General features: G+C 56.7%; 16 protein-coding genes. All 16 read right to left on the reverse strand.

The annotated features are described in order from the left end of the window. Nucleotides 1–32: 32 nt before the first annotated feature. The gene (gene ispF, locus CRO08_RS15280) at nt 33–518 is read right to left on the reverse strand and encodes a 2-C-methyl-D-erythritol 2,4-cyclodiphosphate synthase (protein WP_097036893.1); all 486 of its coding nucleotides are present in this window, start codon (nt 516–518) and stop codon (nt 33–35) included. Between the two features lie 32 nt (nt 519–550). After that, entirely contained in the window at nt 551–1135 is a 585-nt protein-coding gene (locus CRO08_RS15285; RefSeq protein ID WP_097036894.1) for a hypothetical protein, read from the reverse strand. A gap of 23 nt (nt 1136–1158) precedes the next feature. Next, complete coding sequence (locus tag CRO08_RS15290) at nt 1159–4086, reverse strand: FISUMP domain-containing protein (protein ID WP_097036895.1); 2928 nt, start codon at nt 4084–4086, stop codon at nt 1159–1161. Between the two features lie 168 nt (nt 4087–4254). Further along, nucleotides 4255–5730 carry an NADH-quinone oxidoreductase subunit N gene (locus tag CRO08_RS15295; protein WP_097036896.1) on the reverse strand — a complete coding sequence of 492 codons (1476 nt, stop codon included), beginning with the start codon at nt 5728–5730 and terminating at the stop codon, nt 4255–4257. Beyond that, entirely contained in the window at nt 5723–7525 is a 1803-nt protein-coding gene (locus CRO08_RS15300; RefSeq protein ID WP_097036897.1) for a NuoM family protein, read from the reverse strand. Before CRO08_RS15300 ends, CRO08_RS15295 begins: the two co-directional genes overlap by 8 nt. Then, nucleotides 7525–9561, reverse strand: coding sequence for an NADH-quinone oxidoreductase subunit L (gene nuoL, locus CRO08_RS15305; protein ID WP_097036898.1), 2037 nt, complete (start codon nt 9559–9561; stop codon nt 7525–7527). Before nuoL ends, CRO08_RS15300 begins: the two co-directional genes overlap by 1 nt. 1 nt (nt 9562) lies before the next feature. Continuing rightward, nucleotides 9563–9877 (reverse strand): NADH-quinone oxidoreductase subunit NuoK, encoded by a 315-nt coding sequence (gene nuoK / locus CRO08_RS15310; protein WP_072812383.1) that lies wholly within the window; start codon nt 9875–9877, stop codon nt 9563–9565. Further along, nucleotides 9877–10419 carry an NADH-quinone oxidoreductase subunit J gene (locus tag CRO08_RS15315; RefSeq protein WP_072812386.1) on the reverse strand — a complete coding sequence of 181 codons (543 nt, stop codon included), beginning with the start codon at nt 10417–10419 and terminating at the stop codon, nt 9877–9879. Before CRO08_RS15315 ends, nuoK begins: the two co-directional genes overlap by 1 nt. After that, nucleotides 10419–10985, reverse strand: coding sequence for an NADH-quinone oxidoreductase subunit I (locus CRO08_RS15320; RefSeq protein WP_073115156.1), 567 nt, complete (start codon nt 10983–10985; stop codon nt 10419–10421). The genes CRO08_RS15315 and CRO08_RS15320 overlap by 1 nt, the downstream gene beginning before the upstream one ends. Continuing rightward, on the reverse strand, nt 10985–12340 hold the full coding sequence (locus CRO08_RS15325; protein WP_097036899.1) for a complex I subunit 1 family protein: 1356 nt from the start codon (nt 12338–12340) through the stop codon (nt 10985–10987). Before CRO08_RS15325 ends, CRO08_RS15320 begins: the two co-directional genes overlap by 1 nt. Further along, nucleotides 12340–13932, reverse strand: coding sequence for a 2Fe-2S iron-sulfur cluster-binding protein (locus tag CRO08_RS15330; RefSeq protein ID WP_097036900.1), 1593 nt, complete (start codon nt 13930–13932; stop codon nt 12340–12342). Before CRO08_RS15330 ends, CRO08_RS15325 begins: the two co-directional genes overlap by 1 nt. A gap of 4 nt (nt 13933–13936) precedes the next feature. Next, on the reverse strand, nt 13937–15244 hold the full coding sequence (gene nuoF / locus CRO08_RS15335) for an NADH-quinone oxidoreductase subunit NuoF (RefSeq protein ID WP_097036901.1): 1308 nt from the start codon (nt 15242–15244) through the stop codon (nt 13937–13939). 2 nt (nt 15245–15246) lie between these two features. Next, a complete protein-coding gene (locus tag CRO08_RS15340) occupies nt 15247–16308 on the reverse strand; it encodes an NAD(P)H-dependent oxidoreductase subunit E (protein ID WP_097036902.1) in 1062 nt (353 codons plus the stop codon). Further along, nucleotides 16305–17498 (reverse strand): NADH-quinone oxidoreductase subunit D, encoded by a 1194-nt coding sequence (locus CRO08_RS15345; protein WP_097036903.1) that lies wholly within the window; start codon nt 17496–17498, stop codon nt 16305–16307. Before CRO08_RS15345 ends, CRO08_RS15340 begins: the two co-directional genes overlap by 4 nt. Then, nucleotides 17495–18097, reverse strand: coding sequence for an NADH-quinone oxidoreductase subunit C (locus CRO08_RS17190; protein ID WP_097036904.1), 603 nt, complete (start codon nt 18095–18097; stop codon nt 17495–17497). The genes CRO08_RS15345 and CRO08_RS17190 overlap by 4 nt, the downstream gene beginning before the upstream one ends. Before the next feature lie 6 nt (nt 18098–18103). Further along, nucleotides 18104–18739: an NADH-quinone oxidoreductase subunit B gene (locus CRO08_RS15355; RefSeq protein ID WP_072812402.1), complete on the reverse strand. Its 636-nt coding sequence runs from the start codon at nt 18737–18739 to the stop codon at nt 18104–18106. Nucleotides 18740–18960: the final 221 nt, after the last annotated feature.

Here is an 18960-nt window from a genome sequence, read left to right on the forward strand (position 1 = left end):
TATAGTCTTTTGTTCTAAAATTCTACAACAAACTAAATACTGCGGACCATTGCGACGGCCTGGCTCGCAATGCCCTCGCCCCTGCCCGTAAATCCGAGCTTTTCAGTCGTGGTGCCCTTGATGCCAATCTGCTTGATATCCAGGCCCAGCACGCGGGCGATGTTTGCCTTCATGGCATCCTTGTGCGGGTTCACCTTCGGGCGTTCGCACATCACGATGCTGTCGATATTGATAATCTCGTAACCCGCCTTACGGACTTCCTCGCCCACCTTGCGCAACAGTTCCAGACTGTCAGCGCCCTTGAATGCCGGGTCCGTATCCGGGAAGTACGTACCGATATCGCCGAGGCCCGCGGCACCCAGCAGGGCATCGCTTATCGCATGCAGCAACACGTCGGCATCGCTATGGCCCAAGAGGCCCTTCTCGTACGGGATATCCACCCCGCCAATAATGCACTTGCGGCCTTCCACCAACTTGTGAACGTCAAAACCGATACCCGAACGATAAATCTTGTCCATAATAAAATCCTTTTTTCACAAATTTAAAAAAATCATCCCTTTCCAAAATAAAGCTTGTCCATCGTTTCGGCTACTTCGGGGAAATCGTGTTCGTCGACGAAGAAGATTTCCTTGTCAATAACAAAAACATACATATGACGGAAAAGCCCCGTTCTGTACCTCTTTTTTAGTATATCCGTCTTGCCAAACGGAAGGACAGCCTCGTCATTGAGCCTGTACAACACAAAATCGTCCTTGCGACATTTTATTTCGCGCACGGCCTTGATGGAGTAGCCGGCATCAAAGAAAAAAACAACAGATACAGCAAGAGGTATAAAAACTGTTAAAAGAAGATTCTTCGTAATCGGTTGCCTAAAGAGTTCACCAAGCATGCAAACAAAGACCATAAAGACAAATAGTGCTATACAATATTTGCACACCAACAGAATTTTCCCGTCACGTTTCTTGCGGGCCTTATACGTAAAGAATACTTCTTTCTCCGGGGCATTTTCAATTTGAGAACCGGAAGGTTCCGCCCCCTCGTCAGGCTTCTCTTTTTCTACGGGCTTTGCCGCACCGCACCACGGGCACTGCGGCTCGTAGTAGTTATACCTTTCTCCACATTCCGGACAAATCATCTCGCCAACCCCCGACGCACCCGCTAGTCTTTCACGCAGCGCACGGAATACGAGCGGCTTACCTCATCCGTGAATATCGTCGGATTGTCGCCACCATAGGTAAACCGGATTCCAAGAGGTTGCCGGTTGGTAAGATTCGCAATAACATCTGCAGCAGCAAAATAGGCCCTTTCGTCGGTAGTCCACGTCACGGGCGATGCAGAAAATCCGAACAAATCCCCGGACCAGTTAATGCGATAACTCCAGCCATCCTTACCCTTCAACCCGCCGCCGTAACCCGCACCGTCATTGTAGTACGAAACATACTGGAACAGTTGCGACCATTCTTCTACCGTGGGGATATGCCACCCGGCGGGGCATATCCCCTGCACCGGCAGGCAAAGGTTCTCTTCCACAATTTCCTGGTCAAAATAGTTCGGGACACCAACCGCGGCATACCAGTAGTAAAGCCTTCCCGTCGCTTCGCACTGTTCCACATCGCTTGCGCACCCTTGCGGGTCTGTCATGTTCGGGTTCGCCACCGGGTCGTAGTAATTCAGGTTTTCCGCCATCCACGTCTGCTTGCCGATAGTCACCACGCGGTAACTGCGGCTGTCACGCGGGTCCGTAATGTAGCCATCATGCGCTTCTACCGGAGCGCCACGCGCCGCAAGCACATCATCGCTACAGGCATCAATCTTCACGCCTTTCTCGCCGACGTTCTTCCTTGCAGGATACTGGCCATAATACTGTTCGTCCACCCGCATCATCACAAAGTTTGCATTCGTATCGTAGTCACATACAAAGTAATACTTTTGGGACATAAAGTTGTTCTTGTCGCTTCTCCACCTTGCGACAGCAGCATCGCAGGGCTCAAGTCTCGCCATATACTGGTCGGCAAGCTTGTCAGCCAAGGCCTTTTCCTCAATTGGTTCCAAGTGGTATTCGCCACCTGTCTCGACGCAGTAATACAAATACCCGTACGCATCCCTCGTGTAGTGTATTTCTTCGCCTGCATCATTACAGAAACCGGACTCCCTCGCCTCCCTCAGGCTCTCGTAGCGTTTCAGGTCCCAGTAGTCCACCTGCCCGTATACATACTTGCCTTCGACATTCGAGCAATGGTAGAACACATTTACCGTAGATTCATACCTTGTGACGTTATACGGGCAATCAATAATTTCGAGCGTATCGGATTTATCGGTACAAGCAGGGAGCGTTTCCACAAACTCGCCGCACATGGCCTGTCTGCCTGCCTTTTCATCGATCTCGTAGTACTGATACTTGTCATTCCTGGTTTCGCAGTGGTAAAAGCTGTTGCCAATCGAATCGTACACATACTGGTACGCATTCACCGGATCGCACGGTTCCTGCATTGCGATAAACGCAAGCGAATCGGCGACACCACTCGAAACCCCCTTGAAGGAATATATTGCAGGCATATCGCCAATCTTCACATCGTCACACCTGTAATAGAACAGGCCGCTATAAGAGAACGAACGCAGGGCATCCGTTTCCCTATTGCACTTGCGCTGCTCTGCAAGGAACTTATTGATATCGTTCGCAGGGTTCCACCGCATGCTCAAGGAATCGTGCGTACAGACATATTCCGAAGAATCCGGCATGCGCCCGAGCGTCCAGACGCTACCCGTATCGCATTCGCCCAGGTAGAAACCGACAGTATCCTGGCTTTCGTAATTCCAGGAATACGTATCGTCCGAAACCACGTGTTCGCGGACGAATATCGAGTCGTGGAACAAGGACTTTTGGCCCAAGTTTTCGGAATGGCATGCGCCAAAGTGATAATTCCGGATAAACTCGTCATCCGCTACTTCCCACCCGTTCTTGAATTCCATGCGGTAACCGTCCGCAGACAACCCGTACGAGGCATAATTGCCTGTGCACTTGTAAGAAAGTTTCTCGCTCACCTTTTCCAGCCGAGGAGTGCTACCGACAATGCAGGGGCCAAACTGTTTCTCCAAATCGGTTAGGAACCTCCTGAAATACACAAGCGAGTCATTCTTGTTAAGGACAGCATCGCATACCAGCGAATCCTTGTAATAAGAGGATTTGGAGTTTGCAACCGAATCGACCTTACCCAGGCGGTCCTTGCAGTCCGGGAGCCCGAAGGCTTCTTCAACCATGCGTTCAAAGAACTTCCACTTGTTTACGCCGGCTGTCGAATCCAACTTATCCAGCAGGGAATCTACACCCAGCCATCTATTGACAATGAACTCGGCAAACTCGATGTTTTTATCAGTATCGTCGATAGTCCCATCCGAGAGGTCTTCTTTCAGGTATGACTTGTTTTTGGCAAAGCTACCTTCCGACAGGCCTCGCAACAAGTATGCGTACAGTCCGGCAACTTCCTCGAACGGGCGCGCATACAATTCTGCAGGGAGCGTATCCTGCTCCGTAAAGTGGAACGCCTTCGCCACATCCTGCATGGCCTTCTTTTTCGCCTCGCTGAACGAGTAGCCCTCTGACACGAATTCCCAAATCATCGGGGCATCAATATCCGTCATCAGGTCAATCCTCGGATTTTCCACTTCCGAAATATCCGTTATCACGGAGAAAGAAATTCTGTTCGCCGTGGTGGGCCACATAATGCGTGTAACATAGAACAGCGAGACTGTTACGTAAGGAGACTTGTAATCGTGAGCAGGGAATTCGAATTCGCTCCTGCTAGCATCGACAGGGTAACCTTCCACCGAGTCAATTACATAGAGCGAGGAATCAAGCACATAGGCGACGGTTCGTGAATCCGGGATAAACCATGCATTGGGTGCCATGTTCCGCACGCGGAACGACTTGCCTATCAGGGCATAGCCTTCAGGAATTACATCGTCCTCGATTTTCGAGTCCACGCCCGCGCGGTTATAGTCCGAACCGCCGTCACAGCCCATAAGGCATAACGCGCCCAGAACGAGCGGCAGACAAGCGGCATATGCGAACTTGAACAAATTCATCATTATAAATATAGATTCTAAAGTTCGAAAAAGCGACTGGGCAGTCCCTATTCCCGACAAAACGCATATTTATGCGACAAGGGAGGGCTCCCTGCCCTCCCTAAGACCCTCCCGGAGACAAAAAAAAGCCCGGTCCGTAGCGGAGCGGGCTTAAGGTCAGATATTCGAGATTTATCCGAGCAGGGCCTTGCCGGGGAACATGCTCATGGCGATGAGGGCAATAGCAGAAATTGCCACCGCGAACTTGAGCATGTAGGTGAACGCAACCTGGGACTTGCAGCAGCAACACGTGCTTGCGCATTCATTCTTGAACGGCATAAACAGCACGTAGGCAATGCGCAGGTAGTACACCGCCGCCACCAGCGAAAGCGCGAAGGCGAATATCGCAATGGCGCCATGGCCCGCAGCGAACACGTCGGTAAAGAGCGCGAACTTCGCGAGGAAGCCAGCAACAGGCGGGAGGCCGGCGAGGCTAGCGAGGCACACCGTAGCACCGATCGCCACGAACGGATGCTTGCGGCCTGCACCCTGCAGGTCTTCGAGATTTTCCTTGCGGTCACCCTTGCCCGAAAGGTAGGCGACACCCGTAAGGGCACCCGCACTGGCAACGGCGTAGGTCACCAAGAAGTAGAACATTGCACCAAGCTGCACCGTACCGTTCTTCAGGTAACTCGGAACCAGGAGGCCGAGCACAATGAAGCCCGCGTTCATCACGGCGGAGAACGCAAGAATGCGGCGGATGGACTTCTGGGCAAGGCCGCTGAACGCACCGACAAGGATCGAGAGCACGGCGACAATCACCACCAGGTAGAACACCGGCTTGGACTGCCCTGCGGCAGTAACCTGTTCGGAGAGGTTCCAGGCACCGGCGACACCGGCGCGGGTAACGAGCATGCCGAGCCACACGGAACCGAGAGCGGCGAGCGCACCCACCTTCACGACGGCAGCCATGAAGCCCGTGACCGCGACAGAAGCGCCCGTATAGACGTCAGCCACCCAGTAGTGCACCGGAGCGGCGCCCGCCTTGAACAGGAGCCCGAAAATAGTGAGCAGAATGCCAATCGCATAGATGGGTTCACGGCCCTGCAGAATCAGCGCACTGAAGTGAGTCGTGCCGGTCGCACCGTAAACGAGCGCCACACCGTAGAGGAATATGGCACTGAAGATGGAGCCCGAAACGAAGTACTTGAACACGCCTTCGCCCGCATTCGTATCCTTGCGGCGGATACCCACCAGGGCGTACACCGGGAAGCTCGTGAGTTCCATGGCGATAAACAGGGCGACAAAATCAATCGCCTGAGTCATGAGGAGTGCGCCGGTCGAAGCAAGCAGCATGAGCCCGTAGGCCTCGCCACCCTTGTGGTCTTCGTGACCGAGGGTCCACTGCAGGCCCGAAACGCCGAGCAGCGTGCAAAGCAGCACGGCAAGCCCGAGCAGGCGACGGACCGGGTCCATGGCGAACAGGTCGTGGCACGTATCGGTTGTCACAAGCGCGAAAGACGCCATGCCCAGAGCCACGAATACGGCTGCAAACCAGGGGATAATCTTGTGCTTGTTGTCGTCCTTAAGGAACGGTTCCATCACCAGGGTAGCGAGGGCACCGAGAGCGACAACGATTACCGGGAAAAAGTTGACGATACTAGTCATTGGAAGCCTCCTTCTCGTTCACCGGAGCGGCATCTGTCGCGGGGTGAGCGTCCATTTCGGCATCATTGAGTTCGTAGTCCTTGTCTTCGACGCCGCGGACCTGAGTTTCTTCTTCGCGAGCCTGCTTTTCTTGGGCAAGCACCGTGGAGCGCGCAATGTTCGCCTCGGTCTCGATAACCTGGCGGATAAGTTCCTTGCGTTCTTCTTCGGAGAAGCCCGCCTTCACCAGCGAGGAATCGAGCTTGCCGATATCGCTGGAAGTAACGATGTGGGATTCGAGCGGTTCGACCTCGCCTTCCTCCTCTTCTTCGACTTCTTCCTCAACGACCTGCTCTTCGGCAACAGGCGCCTCCTCGGTCTGTTCGACTGCAGATGCGTCATTGATAAGCAGGGATTCCGTCACGAACGACGGGTGGAAACCGAACACGAGGAGAAGCAGGAGCATCGCACCGTAGGCAACACCCTCGAGGCCCGAGACCTTCACGCCTTCCTTGCATTCGCGCTTCGCTTCGCCGAAGATGACCTTCTGGATAAAGCGGAGCACGTAGGCCGCAGAGAGAATCATGGAGAATCCCATGATGCCCGCGCAAACCGGGCTCAGGTCCCACAGGGAAAGCAGCACGGTGAATTCACCGATAAAGCCCGCCGTTCCGGGAACCGCAAGAGCCATCACGCCGGCAGCACCGAACAGGAAACTGAACGCAGGCGCCTTGTGGGCAAGCCCGCCCATTTCGTTGATGTCGCGCGTGCCCGTCATGCGCTCGGCAATGCCAATCAGGTAGTACTGCACGCCGGCCGAAATACCGTGGGCCACCAGCAACACGAGAACCGCCGGGAGCATCGCCTCGGAGAGGCTGAACACGCCCGCGACCGCAATGCCCAGGTGGCTCATGGAACTGAACGCAAGCAGTTTCTTGCCGTCGCGCGCACGGAGCGCCATCAGGGCGCCGTAGATTGCGGAAGCAAGCCCGAGCCACACCATCGTAGAAATCTCGGTCATGTTGAAGGGGAACACCGGAAGCACCCAGGCAATGAACCCGAACACGCCAGCCTTACTCATGGCACCCGTAAGGATAGCCGAGAGCGGAGCCGGAGCCTCGGAATAGGTAATCGCCTGCCAGCCGTGGAACGGGAAAATCGGGGTCTTCACGATAAACGCCATCAGGAAGCACAAGAGCAGCACGAGCTGCGTGTTTTCCGGCAGGCTCTGCACTGCGAGCGCCACGGAGAGGAGCAGCGAGTTGTCCGCAATCGTGAGCAGGTACCAGAGCGCCACCATCATCGGGGCAGAACCGACCAGCGTGTAGATTGCAAACGTCATGGCCGCTTCCTTGCGCTTCTCGCCGCCGAAGCCCGCAATCAGGACGGCAGCCGGAATAACCATCGCTTCGAAGAAGAAGAAGAACAGCACAGCGTCGGCGGCAAGGAACGTTCCGTTCATCGCACCCATCAAGGAGAAAATCCCGATGGCGAAATTACGGTAGTTGTTCCCGAAAAGCCCGCGTGCAGAGATGAGGGCCACAAGCGAAAGCCCGCAAGAAAGGAACACCATCCAGGCGCCCAGACCGTGGCTGTAGAGGTAGTAGTACGTGGGGCCCTTGCAGCCGGGAATCCAGAACCATTCCACCGGAGTGGTGGCGATGTTCCCGCCCGAGACAAGAGCGACGGAAAGCCCGAGGAACACGACGGCGAAGAGAATCGCCATGCGGGTCGCCGACCTGAAGTCTTCCTTGGAGTTGAGGACCATCAGGATGGCGGCAACAAACGGGGCAAAGACAAGGAGATGTAAAAGCATTAGACCAAACCTCCAGTCAAGAGAACAACAAGCACAAGGAGCGCCACGCCGAACAGGCTAAGCGTAAGTTGCAGGCGCACCTTGCGAACCTGGAACACGGTCGCGCCGTCGCCCACGATGGAGACGATGGCCGAGAGCGTCCACTGGAACGCCTGCAGCACCTTGTCGACAACTACGTCGCAAATCCAGGCGACAATAAGCACAACCTTGATAAAGAACAGGTGGACGTAGTCCCAAAGGAACGTCCAGCCCTTGGCATAGCCCTCGGGAGCGGTAGAAGAGCCCTTCGCAGAAGCCTTGATGTCGGCCTTGCCCCAGCCCTTCCAGGCAACGAACATGCCGAAGAGAGCAGCAAGCGTACCGAGCGCGGCAAAGAGCATCGGGTTCACGTGCGTCGTGACGCGCGGGATAAATTCCTCGAGCATCATGTCGGGGCTAAACATGCGTGCGGGGTCGAACGCCTGAGCGGCACCAAGCACCGGAGCGAGCGAATCGGCAAAGAACGTGATGCCGATGGATTCCGCCCACAGGTAACCCGCGAAGATGGAACCGAACGTGAGCACGACCATCGGGATGAGCATCACGGCAGGTGCCTCGTGGATGTGCGATTCGGTTTCCTTGTCGCCGCGGTATTCGCCGAAGAACGTCATGATGATGAGGCGACCCATGTACACCGCAGTGATAACCGCAGTGAAGAGGCCCGTCACGTAGAAAATCTTGTTCATGGGAACGGCGCCATCGGCAAGCCAGGTTCCCGTGAATACCCAGTTGCAGTTCGTGAAGATGCGTTCAAGAATCAGGTCCTTGGACCAGAAGCCAGCAAAGCCGGGGAACCCGACAATCGCGAGGAACGCGAAAATCATCACGCAGGCAGTGACCGGAGTCTTCTTGATCATGCCACCCATACGGCGCATGTCCTGCTCGCCTGCAAGCGCGTGGATAACCGCACCCGCACCGAGGAAGAGCGACGCCTTGAAGAATGCGTGAGTGAACACGTGGAAGATGGAAGCATCGAACGCAGATACGCCCGCGGCCATGAACATGTAACCGAGCTGGCTAATCGTCGAGTAGGCAAGCACCTTCTTGATATCGTTCTGGAAGAGGCCCGCGAATGCAGCCCAGAAGGCGGTCAACGCACCCACGACGAGAATGATGTTCAGCACGTCGGGGCAGAGCACGAACATGTTGGAGAGGCGCGCCACCAGGTAGACACCGCTCGTGACCATGGTCGCGGCATGGATGAGGGCAGAAACCGGAGTCGGACCCGCCATGGCATCGGGCAGCCACGTAAGGAGCGGAATCTGCGCGGACTTACCCGTGCAACCCACGAAGAACATGACAGAAGCGAGCGTGAGCATCGGGAGCACGAGTTCCACGTGCCCGCCAGCAATGACCATCTGGATAAACTGGTTGAGCAGGTCGTAGTTGAGGGCGCCAGCACCGCCAACCGTAACGAGGCAGAGCATACCGAGCAAGAACCCGATATCGCCCACACGGTTCACGATGAAGGCCTTGTTGGCAGCCTTGCAGTTCTTGAGGTCCTTGTTCCAGAAACCGATGAGCAGGTAGGAGCAGAGTCCCACGCCTTCCCAGCCGAGGAAGGTGAGAAGCAGGCTATCGGAAAGCACGAGCACAATCATGCTGAACAGGAACAGGTTGATGTAGGCGAAGAAGCGGGCAAAGCCGCGGTCGCCGTGCATGTAACCGATGGAGTACAGCGCGATGAGCGTGCCGATACCCGTCACGAACAGGAGCATGATGCGGGAGAGAGCGTCGAACAGGAATCCGATATCCACCTTGAGGAGCGGAATATCAATCCAGTTGCAGAGCGTCTCGCGGATGCCGGAGACAGGCATATTCGTAGCGAGGGCAGCGACACTCACGAACGACATCGCCGGGAGCAGCACGGCAATCGCACCCACGATACCTTCGGGGGCACCCTTCTTGTTAGACGAAGAAGCGACGGCGATGCTCCCGAGGATGATGGTTCCGAGCAGCGGGAAAAGCGGAATGAGCCACAAAGGAATATTCGTCATCTTAGCCCCTCATATCGGAATAGGTGTCGGCATCGATACTTTCGCGGTTGCGGAAGATAAAGATGACCATTGCAAAGCCCACGCACGCCTCGGCGGCGGCAATGGCGATGGAGAACAGCGGAATAATCTGGCCCGCGACACTCATGGTATCGGGAAGCGTCTTCGCGAAGCCCACGAAGGAGAGGTTCACCGCGTTCAGGGCAAGTTCAATGCCCATGAGCACAAAGAACAGGTTCCGCCTGGAAATAGCCACCATGATACCGATGGCAAAGAGCGCCAGGGCAAGCAGCTGGATGAAAATGGGTTGGAGTTCCATCAGTGTTTATCCTCCATATTTTCAGATTCAACGGATCCGAGACGCTTCTTCGCGAGAAGCACCGCAGCCACCATCGAAGAAAGCAGCAGCAGGCCAAGTGCCTCGAAGAGCACGAAGTAGCCGGGGCCAGTCTGAGCCACATCGAAGAGAGTCTTGGACGTGAGGGCAACGGAACCGCGGAGCGTCGTCGTATCGAACGCGAGCGGGCTACGCACCAGCGCAAAACCCACGAGGCCAGCGAGCACGATAACCGCCGGGATAATGAAGAGCGACACCTTGTCGAACATCGGAGTCTTGGAATCGCGGGCACCGTTCAGCACCATGATGACGAACGTGACGAGCATCATGATTGCACCGGCGTAGACCATGACCTGCACGACGCCCAGGAACGGGCTACCGATAAGGCCGTAGATTCCGGCGAGCGAGACCATCGAAACGATGAGCGAAAGGCCGCCGTAGAGAGGATGACGGCTCAGGAGCACGCACGCAGCGGCACCGAGCGTAATCACCGCGAGAATGATGAAATAAATCAGGGCTAACATTACTTAACCTCCATTCCCCAGACCTTTCTGGCCTCGGCATTCTTGGTACCGCCCGGAGCCACCTGGCTCTGTTCGTCGTCCGGGTAATCCTTCGGATCCCAGTTGGTGAGGTCCTCGAGGTGGGCGACAAACTCCTCGCGAGAGCGGTGTTCAAAGGAAATCTTCTTCGTGTCCATGCGCAGCGCATCCACCGGGCAGGCTTCCGCACAGAGGCCGCAGAACACGCAGGTCAGGTGGTCGATGTCGAAGCGCTTGACCTTCTTCTCGATGCGCGGGTCATCGCTGGCCGTAGCCTCGATAAAGATGCAGTGGGCCGGGCAGGCAGCCGCACACATGCCGCAGGCGACACAGCGCGGAGTGCCATCGGGGCGCAACATCAGGCGGTGCTTGGCACGGTAGGTATTGCGGACTTCCGGCTGGCCTTCCGGGTAAGAAATCGTCGGGAGTTCTTCGTAGCGGAACAGACCGCGGGCAGCGTGCTTGAGAGTCGTGAACAAGCCACGCAGGGCCTCGAAAATGTAGAGGCGTTCGCCCAGAGTCATGGGTTTCTGTCTAATAACGCGCATTAGTTACCTCCTACAAGCTTCGCGATGACCGCAGTCACCACAAGGTTGATGAGGGCGATATTCAGAATAATCTTCCAGCCGAGGCTCATCACGTGGTCATAGCGGAAGCGCGGGAGTGTCCAGCGCACCCAAATCCACACCCAGCAGAAGATCACGCTCTTGACCACGAGCACAAGCAGGTGGATGAGCGCGGTTCCGAGGGCAGTCGAGAGGCTGCCGACGGCGACGCCGCCGATGACCATGGACTGCGGATTGTAGAAGAACCAGGCGAAGAAGGCGAGAATCACGAGCACCACGACTGCGGTCCATGCCACGATGTTGTAGAGCTTGTATTCGCGCAGGATTTCAAAACGGTTCGTGAGGTTCGTCGCAGCGAGCTTCTTGGAATAGCGGTGAATCATGTGCAAGAAGGCGAGCGCGAGGAACGCGAGCACGCCGCAAAGCACCGCAAGGGAGCCGCCCATGTGGGCCTGCATAGTCTCGGTCGTAATGAACGGCACCGAGTAGCCACCCAGGAAGAGTGTTGCAATGAGGAAGCTGTTGATGCAGATATGCGAGTATTCACCCATGTAGAACAGGCCGAACTGCATGGCGCCGTATTCGGTATGGTAACCGGCGACCAGTTCGGGCTCGCCTTCAGCGACGTCGAACGGGGCGCGGCTGGTTTCGGCGATACTTGCAATCAGGAAGCAGAAGAACGCCACCGGCTGGGCAACGATACCCCAGACGTGATGTTCCTGCCAGCTAACGATATCGGTCAGGTTGAAGGAACCCGCGAGGAGCAATATGCCCATCATAGAGAGGCCGAGGCACACTTCGTAACTGATGGTCATGGAACTCGTACGCAGCGCACCGAGGAAGCTGTACTTGGACTTGGAAGCCCAACCGGCCAATACGGCGCCAAACGCGGAGAGCGAGCTGAAGCCGAACAGCAGGAGCACGCCCACGTCGGAATCGATGATGGAACCCGGGATGCGGACCATCTGGCCGCCCCATTCGAACACCATCGGGCCAAACCACGGAATCACGCAGGGGCTCAGGAACACGATGGCAAACGGGATTGCCGGAGCCACGTAGTAGAGCACCTTGTTCACGCCCGCGGGGGCGAACATTTCCTTGAAGAACAGCTTGGTACCGTCGCACATGTTCTGTACGTAACCGAGCAAGCGGATCTTGCCGAAGTACGGAATCTTGATGTACGAGCGGTTCGGGCCCTGACGGTCCTGCATAAAGCCCGCACCACGACGTTCCATCGGGATAAGGAGAAGGATATACAGCACCGGCACGAAGCAGAAGGCGAACTTCGCAATCGTGATGAGCCATTCTATCCAGGTTTTGGATTCAATAATATCCATTATGCTTCACCTCCTTCGAGGAGTTTGCCTGTGCTCTTGATGGCATCGTACGTGAGCCCGGCGAGGACCGGCGCATACTCGCCCGCCTTCTTGAAGGCGTCGGCTGCGGCCTCGAACTTGGACCCGGCCATGTAAGATACCACCTGGTAGGCAGCCCAGAGATTTTCGTCGGGGCAAACCGGGCAGGCGTTCAGTTTCTGCAGCATGTTGAGGCTGTTCACCATCGTGCCCTGGACTTCGCTCCAGTGGCGAACACCCATCGCGATGGTCGCCTTCTTTGCGGTAGCATCGTCGAACGGGGTAATAGCGATACGGCAATTGATTTTCTCGAGAACGCCAGCCGCAGCCGGGTCCTCGCCGAACAGGTCGGCGTTCACCGTCACGAGGGTCTCGAATTCAGTGGCGCGCTTCATGAAGTCGGCCACATCGGCAAAGCCCAGGAGCGTCATGCCGGCGCGGTTCGCCACCGGATCACCGCTCTTCGCGATACCGTCGGGAGCGTTCACCTTCAGGAGGGAGCCGCCGAAGATTTCAGCGCGGTCACCGAGAGTCTCCTTGAGCATACGGATTGCGGCGAGGTCTTCGAGTGTGCAGGATCCACCCGCAACGAGGGCAATCTTGCCGTTCCCGAAAGCCGGAGTATGCACTTCCATTGCCGGGAGGCGGTTCTTGTCAAACTGCAGGAACGCGAGGCGGCTCGTGTTAGAGAGCCAGCTGCGGTTCACCACCGGGTTGCAACGCGGCATCACGCGGTAGATGTGGCCGTCAGCATAGTCGAGCCAGATGTTCGCACCGAGGGAATCATCCATCGAAATAGTCGGCGTGTGGCTGAGCAACCAGACGCGCTTCTGGAAGCGGAAGTACTTCGCGGTCATGGCGCCCACCGGGCAAACATCAGTGACGCACAAGTCGTATTCGTGGTCAAGCTTTTCGCCCGGGAAGGTCGTAATGTAAGTGTGGTCGGCGCGGCCGGCGAGCTGCAACTGTTCGGAACCGGCAATGGTACGCATAAAGCGCACGCAACGGTCGCACTGCACGCAGCGTTCTTCGTCAAGCAAAACGCGGGGGCCTAAATCCACATGCTTACCGCCACGGAGCTGACCCTTCGCATCAATGAACTGGTGCGCGGGATTGCCGTGGTAGTTCTTGCCGTATTCAGGGCGCATGCGGGATTCGTTCTGGCCCGCTTCCATGTAGTTTTCCTGCAGGGTGCATTCACCGGCCTTGTCGCAAATCGGGCAATCGAGCGGGTGGTTTACCAGCATAAATTCCTGCGTTGCCTTGCGGGCGTTCTTCACGCGGGCACTAGATGCGGGCGTGTAAATCTTCATGCCCGGAGCGACCGGCGTGTAGCAGGCAATCACGAGCATGCGACCGCGGGGGCCTTCTTGCTCCACCAGGCACTGGCGGCAGTTACCGGACACCGGCAAATACGGGTGGTAACATACGTGAGGAGTTTCAATCCCGACAGCCTTCAAGGCTTCGAGGAGGTTCGTGTCGCCCGGAACCATCACCGGCTTGTCGTCCACGAAGATTTCCACCTTCGGGCTGTTCTCAGTCGGGAGTTTCGGCATGTTGTAGTAGTTACTCATATTATTACCAGAAAATTCCAGGACGATAGTTTTCCTGAACACGCGGCTTGGCATGTTCGGGGTTCTTTGCGATTAATTCGTCAAAGTCCTCGCGGAACTTTGCGGTGTAAGATCCAACAGGGCCACCGAGCGAAATGGAGAGCGGGCAAATCGTCACGCCACCAAATCCGCCACACAGGCTCTGCATCAGTTCCACGTCGCCATCGTGACCCTTGCCTTCCACAATCTGGTTCAGAATGCGGTGCAACAGGCCAGTACCCTCGCGGCACGGAGTGCACTGGCCGCAAGATTCGTGGCTGTAGAAGTTGCCAAGCACGTTCAGGAGTTCGGCCATGTTGTGCGTATCGTTAATCACGATCATGGCACCCGAACCGAACATCGTCTTCATCGAGGCGAGGCATTCGTAGTCCATCGTGGCCACGGCGCATTCGCCCGCGTTCAGCGGAGCACAGGAAGAACCGCCCGGCAGCACAGCCTTCAGGTTCCCGCCTACGATACCGCCGGCATATTCGTTAATCATCGTCATCATCGGGGTCCCGAGAGGAGCCTCGTACACGCCCGGGTTCTTCACGTCGCCCGAGATGCAGAACACCTTCGTACCGCCGGCACGGGGCGTACCCATCTTGGCGTATTCGCTCGGGTCATGCTGCAAGATCCACGGGAGAGCCATGATGGTTTCCACGTTGTTCACGCAGGTCGGGGACTTCCAGGCACCGCTCACCGCCGGGAAAGGCGGTTTGAGGCGGGGCTGGCCCTTCTGGCCTTCGAGCGAGTTGATAAGAGCAGTTTCTTCACCGCAGATGTAGGCGCCGGCACCGCGATGCACGAAGATATCAAAGCAGAACTTGGTGCCCATGATATTCTCGCCGAGGTAACCGGCAGCGTATGCCTGGTTCAAAGCCTTGTTGATGCTCTCGATGCAGGGCAGGAATTCGCCACGGCAGTAGATGTATGCCGCGCGGCTACCGAGCGCCCATGCTGCGATAATCAGGCCTTCGATAAGACGGTGCGGATCTTCCATCATCAGGAAGTGATCCTTGAACGTACCGCCTTCGCCTTCGTCGGCGTTCACCACGATGTACACGGGCTTGCCGGAATTGCGGGGAACGAAGCTCCACTTCATGCCCGTCGGGAAGCCAGCGCCGCCACGACCGCGGAGGTTGGAACGTTGTACGTAGTCAATGAGCTCGAACTGGCTCATGTTGAACAGGCGTTCCGAAATGTTCGCGTAGCCGCCCAGCTTCTTGTAGACTTCGATGTCCTGGGCGCCCTTGCCGAAATTCGCTGTACAAACTTTTACACATTCAGCCATAATTACTTAGCCTCCTCGACCGGAGCCGGCTTCTGGGTGGTCACGGCCTCGTTAGAAGGCTTGGCCGTGCGTTCGCCCGAAGTGGCAATCATGCGGTACACATCGCCGACCTTGCCGGCAGCATCCACAAAAGCCTTGTCCTTCACGCCGGGCTCGCCCACCGCGACCCAAGAAGAGCCGTTCTTCTTTTCCACCACAATCTTCGTGAATTCGGGAGCGCCCTTCCATGTGAGGGTAGCACCCGTCTCGTCGGCCTCGGCCTTCACGTTCAAAACCGGGGACGGAGGAGCGTAGTCAGGCACCTGCGGCTTGGCCGTTGCACCCGGAGCGCCGGGGTGGCCGCCGTGGCCCTTCACGATTCCGCCAAGCACATCGTGCTTCGGCACGTTGTTCGCATGAGCATTGCACCATTCGATAATGCGGTCGATGCTCGCTTCGGTAAGGGTCGTACCGCGCTTCATCTTGAGTTCGCCGTCCACGACGTCGGTCGCGAAGTCATCGTTCACGAGCATCATCGGGCCGTTGCCGCAGCTGCCCAGGCATTCCACCTGGAGCACGGTAAACATGCCGTCGGGAGTGGTTTCGCCGCTCTTGACACCGAGCTTGTTTTCCACATACTTGATGAGCGGCTGGGCGCCCTTGATGGAGCAGCTGATGTTGCGGCAGAACTGCAGCAGGAACTTGCCCTTGGGAGCGTGGTTATACATGGTATAGAAGGTTGCAACACCGAGCGCATGGGCCGGAGCACAACCGCAAACGTTTGCCGCCCAGCGGATGCCTTCCGTAGGCACCCAGCCGAACACGCCCTGCACGAGCCACAGCACTTCGAGGAGTGCACCCTGGCCCACCGGGTAACGGCTGAGCAGGTCCGCGCAGCGTTCCTTGATTTCGGGAGTATCGAGTTTCGCAAGCACTTCCTTCGGGGCAGGCTGCGGAACAGGCTTGTTCACATAGCCAAAAGTCTGACCCGGATCCGGAAGAGCCGCAATAGCTTCGCTCGGACCATCAAACTTCAAATGGTTGTTCGAAACGAACTGGACTGCACCTTGAATATGTTCTCTCATCGGTCAAGTTCTCCAGCAATGATGTTGAGGCCCGAAAGTACGGCCATAGAGTCGGCAAGCTGGCCACCTTCCACAAGTTCGTGGAATGCGGCAAACTGCGTGAGGCAGGGCGGGCGCACCTTGATGCGGTACGGATGGCCCGAGCCGTCAGAAACAATCGTGAAGCCGAGTTCGCCGTTCGCGCACTCGCTCCCGCAGTAGTATTCTCCCTCGGGGACGCGGATGCCTTCGTACACGCTCTTGAAGCGCCCGATAAGGCCTTCCATATCCTGGTAGGCGAGCTTGTGCGCCGGCACGCGGATGCGTGGGTCGACGATGTCGACCGGGCCTGGCGTAAGGCGCTTCAGGGCCTGGCGCACGATCTTCACGGATTCCTCGATTTCAGCGAGGCGAACCTGCAGGCGGTCGTTGCAGTCGCCCTGGGTGCCGACCACGACTTCCCAGTCGTAGGTCTCGTAATCGTAGTAGGGTTCGTCCTTGCGCAGGTCGGATGCAACACCGCAAGCGCGCAGGCACGGGCCCGTCCAGCCGTAGCTGATGGCGCGTTCTGCAGAAATCTTGCCGATTCCCACCGTACGGTCCAGGAAGATGCGGTTACGGTCGAGGCACGCGTGCAGGTCCTTCAGGGCCTTCTCGGTAGAATCGAGGGCGGCGAGCACATCCTGTTCAAAGCCTTCGTAGCTATCGCGGTAGAGGCCGCCAATGCGGGCAAAGCTGTTAGTGAGGCGTGCACCCGTGAGCTTTTCCCAGATGCACATGATTTCTTCGCGCGGGTTGAACGCGTACATGAACGGGGTCGTACCGCCCAGGTCCTGGAATGCGGCAGCGACGCACACGAAGTGGTCGTTGATACGGCTAAGTTCGTTCACAATCACGCGGAGCACCTTCGTGCGTTCCGGAATCTCGACGCCGAACATGTTTTCCACAGCGCGGCAGTACGCGATGTTGTTCATGATGGCCGAGCAGTAGTTGAGGCGGTCGGTATACGGGACCACCTGCTGCCAGGTGCCGCGTTCCACCATCTTCTCGAACCCGCGGTGCAGGTATCCGATTTCTTCTACGCTCGCGACAATCGTCTCGCCGTCCATCGCGGCCAAAAAGCGCAAGCAGCCGTGAGTGGCCGGGTGGCTCGGGCCCACGTTCAGGGGCATCAGGTTAAGCTTATCGCCATTCTTATCCAGTACAATCATTCCTTGATACTCCCTTCCAAGAATTCGTTATCGTTTGTCTCCACTTCCTTGCTGCGCTGGATGACCCTGTAACCGAGGTCCTGCAGGCGCTTTTCAAGTTCCGGGAGCAGGTAGTCGTTCGTCGAGAGCCACTGGCGCTTCTGGGCCGGGTAGTCCTTGCGGAGCGGGTGACCGACAAATTCAACGTGGTTCAACAGGCGGCGGAGGTCCGGGTGGCCTTCGAACACAATTCCGAACTGGTCGTAGACTTCACGTTCGTACCAGTTGGCGTTCGCATACAGGTCGCTAATCGTCGGGACCTTCAGGGAATCCTCCCCGACCAGCACCTTGAGACGCACGCGCACGCACGGGGCGGCGACCGTCTTGAACGAGTAAGAAACCGCAAAACGCGGGCCCTCGTGGTTCGGGTAGGTCAGGTAGTCGATGCCCGCGATATCCATGAGCATGTCGAACTTAGCGTCGGCGCCATCCTTGAGATACTCAACCGCATTGTGCAGGTAGGCGGCGCTCACAACGGCGGTAACGCCCCACTTGTCGAGCGTCTCGCGCTTTGCGCCAAACTTTTCTTCTAGGCAAGCGAAGATTTCTTCAGCAGTCATTATCTTCTACTCCTTCCAGAATTGGGCTTTCTTTACGAGGTTCTGTTCTTTTTCCACGACGAAGTCCTTGATGTCGGTAACCTTCTCCTGGGCAAAGGCCTTCGCATTGGCCTTGGCTTCGGCAGTCTTCGCCTTGATCATCTCGAGCTGGTCCTTCACCTGTTCGGCGCGCTGCTTCATGAACGATTCGTCCTTGATCTTCTTCTGCAGGTCGAACATGGCATCGAAGAACGCTTCCGGACGGCTGGGGCAGCCACCGATATACACGTCCACCGGGATAATGTGGTCAATGCCCGGAACCGTGCAGTAGCAGTCGTAAAAACCGCCCGAGCAGGCGCATGCGCCCATAGCGATAACCCAGCGCGGTTCGGCCATCTGCTCGTAGATACGCTTCAGAATCGGAGCCTGCTTGTAGGTGATCGTGCCAGCGACCAAAAGCACGTCGGACTGGCGGGGCGTAAAACGCACATACTCTGAACCGATACGAGAAAGGTCGTAGCGGCCCACTTCCGTACTCATGAACTCGATTGCACAACATGCCGTACCGTAGGGGAACGGCCACAGGGAATTGGTACGGCCCCAGTTGACCAAAAAGTCAAGGGAGGTCGTTATGATATTCGGCTTTTCTGCCTCATTACCCATGATGTTACCTCATAAAATTCGCGCCAAAAGATAGAAAAAACGCCATTATCGGCGGAATTTCCCGCCCAAACGGAGCCCCGTCTGCCATTACGGAATGCTTATAATTTTCTGTCAATCCTAAGAGTATCAATACGTTACGACATATTTCACGTTTTGTAACGCCCCGGGAGCGCCCACAGTCATGCCACTACAAAAAATGTTCTCAAAATATTTCTCACTCC

It is taken from the genome of Fibrobacter sp. UWT3 (assembly GCF_900230125.1).
In the GTDB taxonomy this organism is placed as follows: domain Bacteria; phylum Fibrobacterota; class Fibrobacteria; order Fibrobacterales; family Fibrobacteraceae; genus Fibrobacter.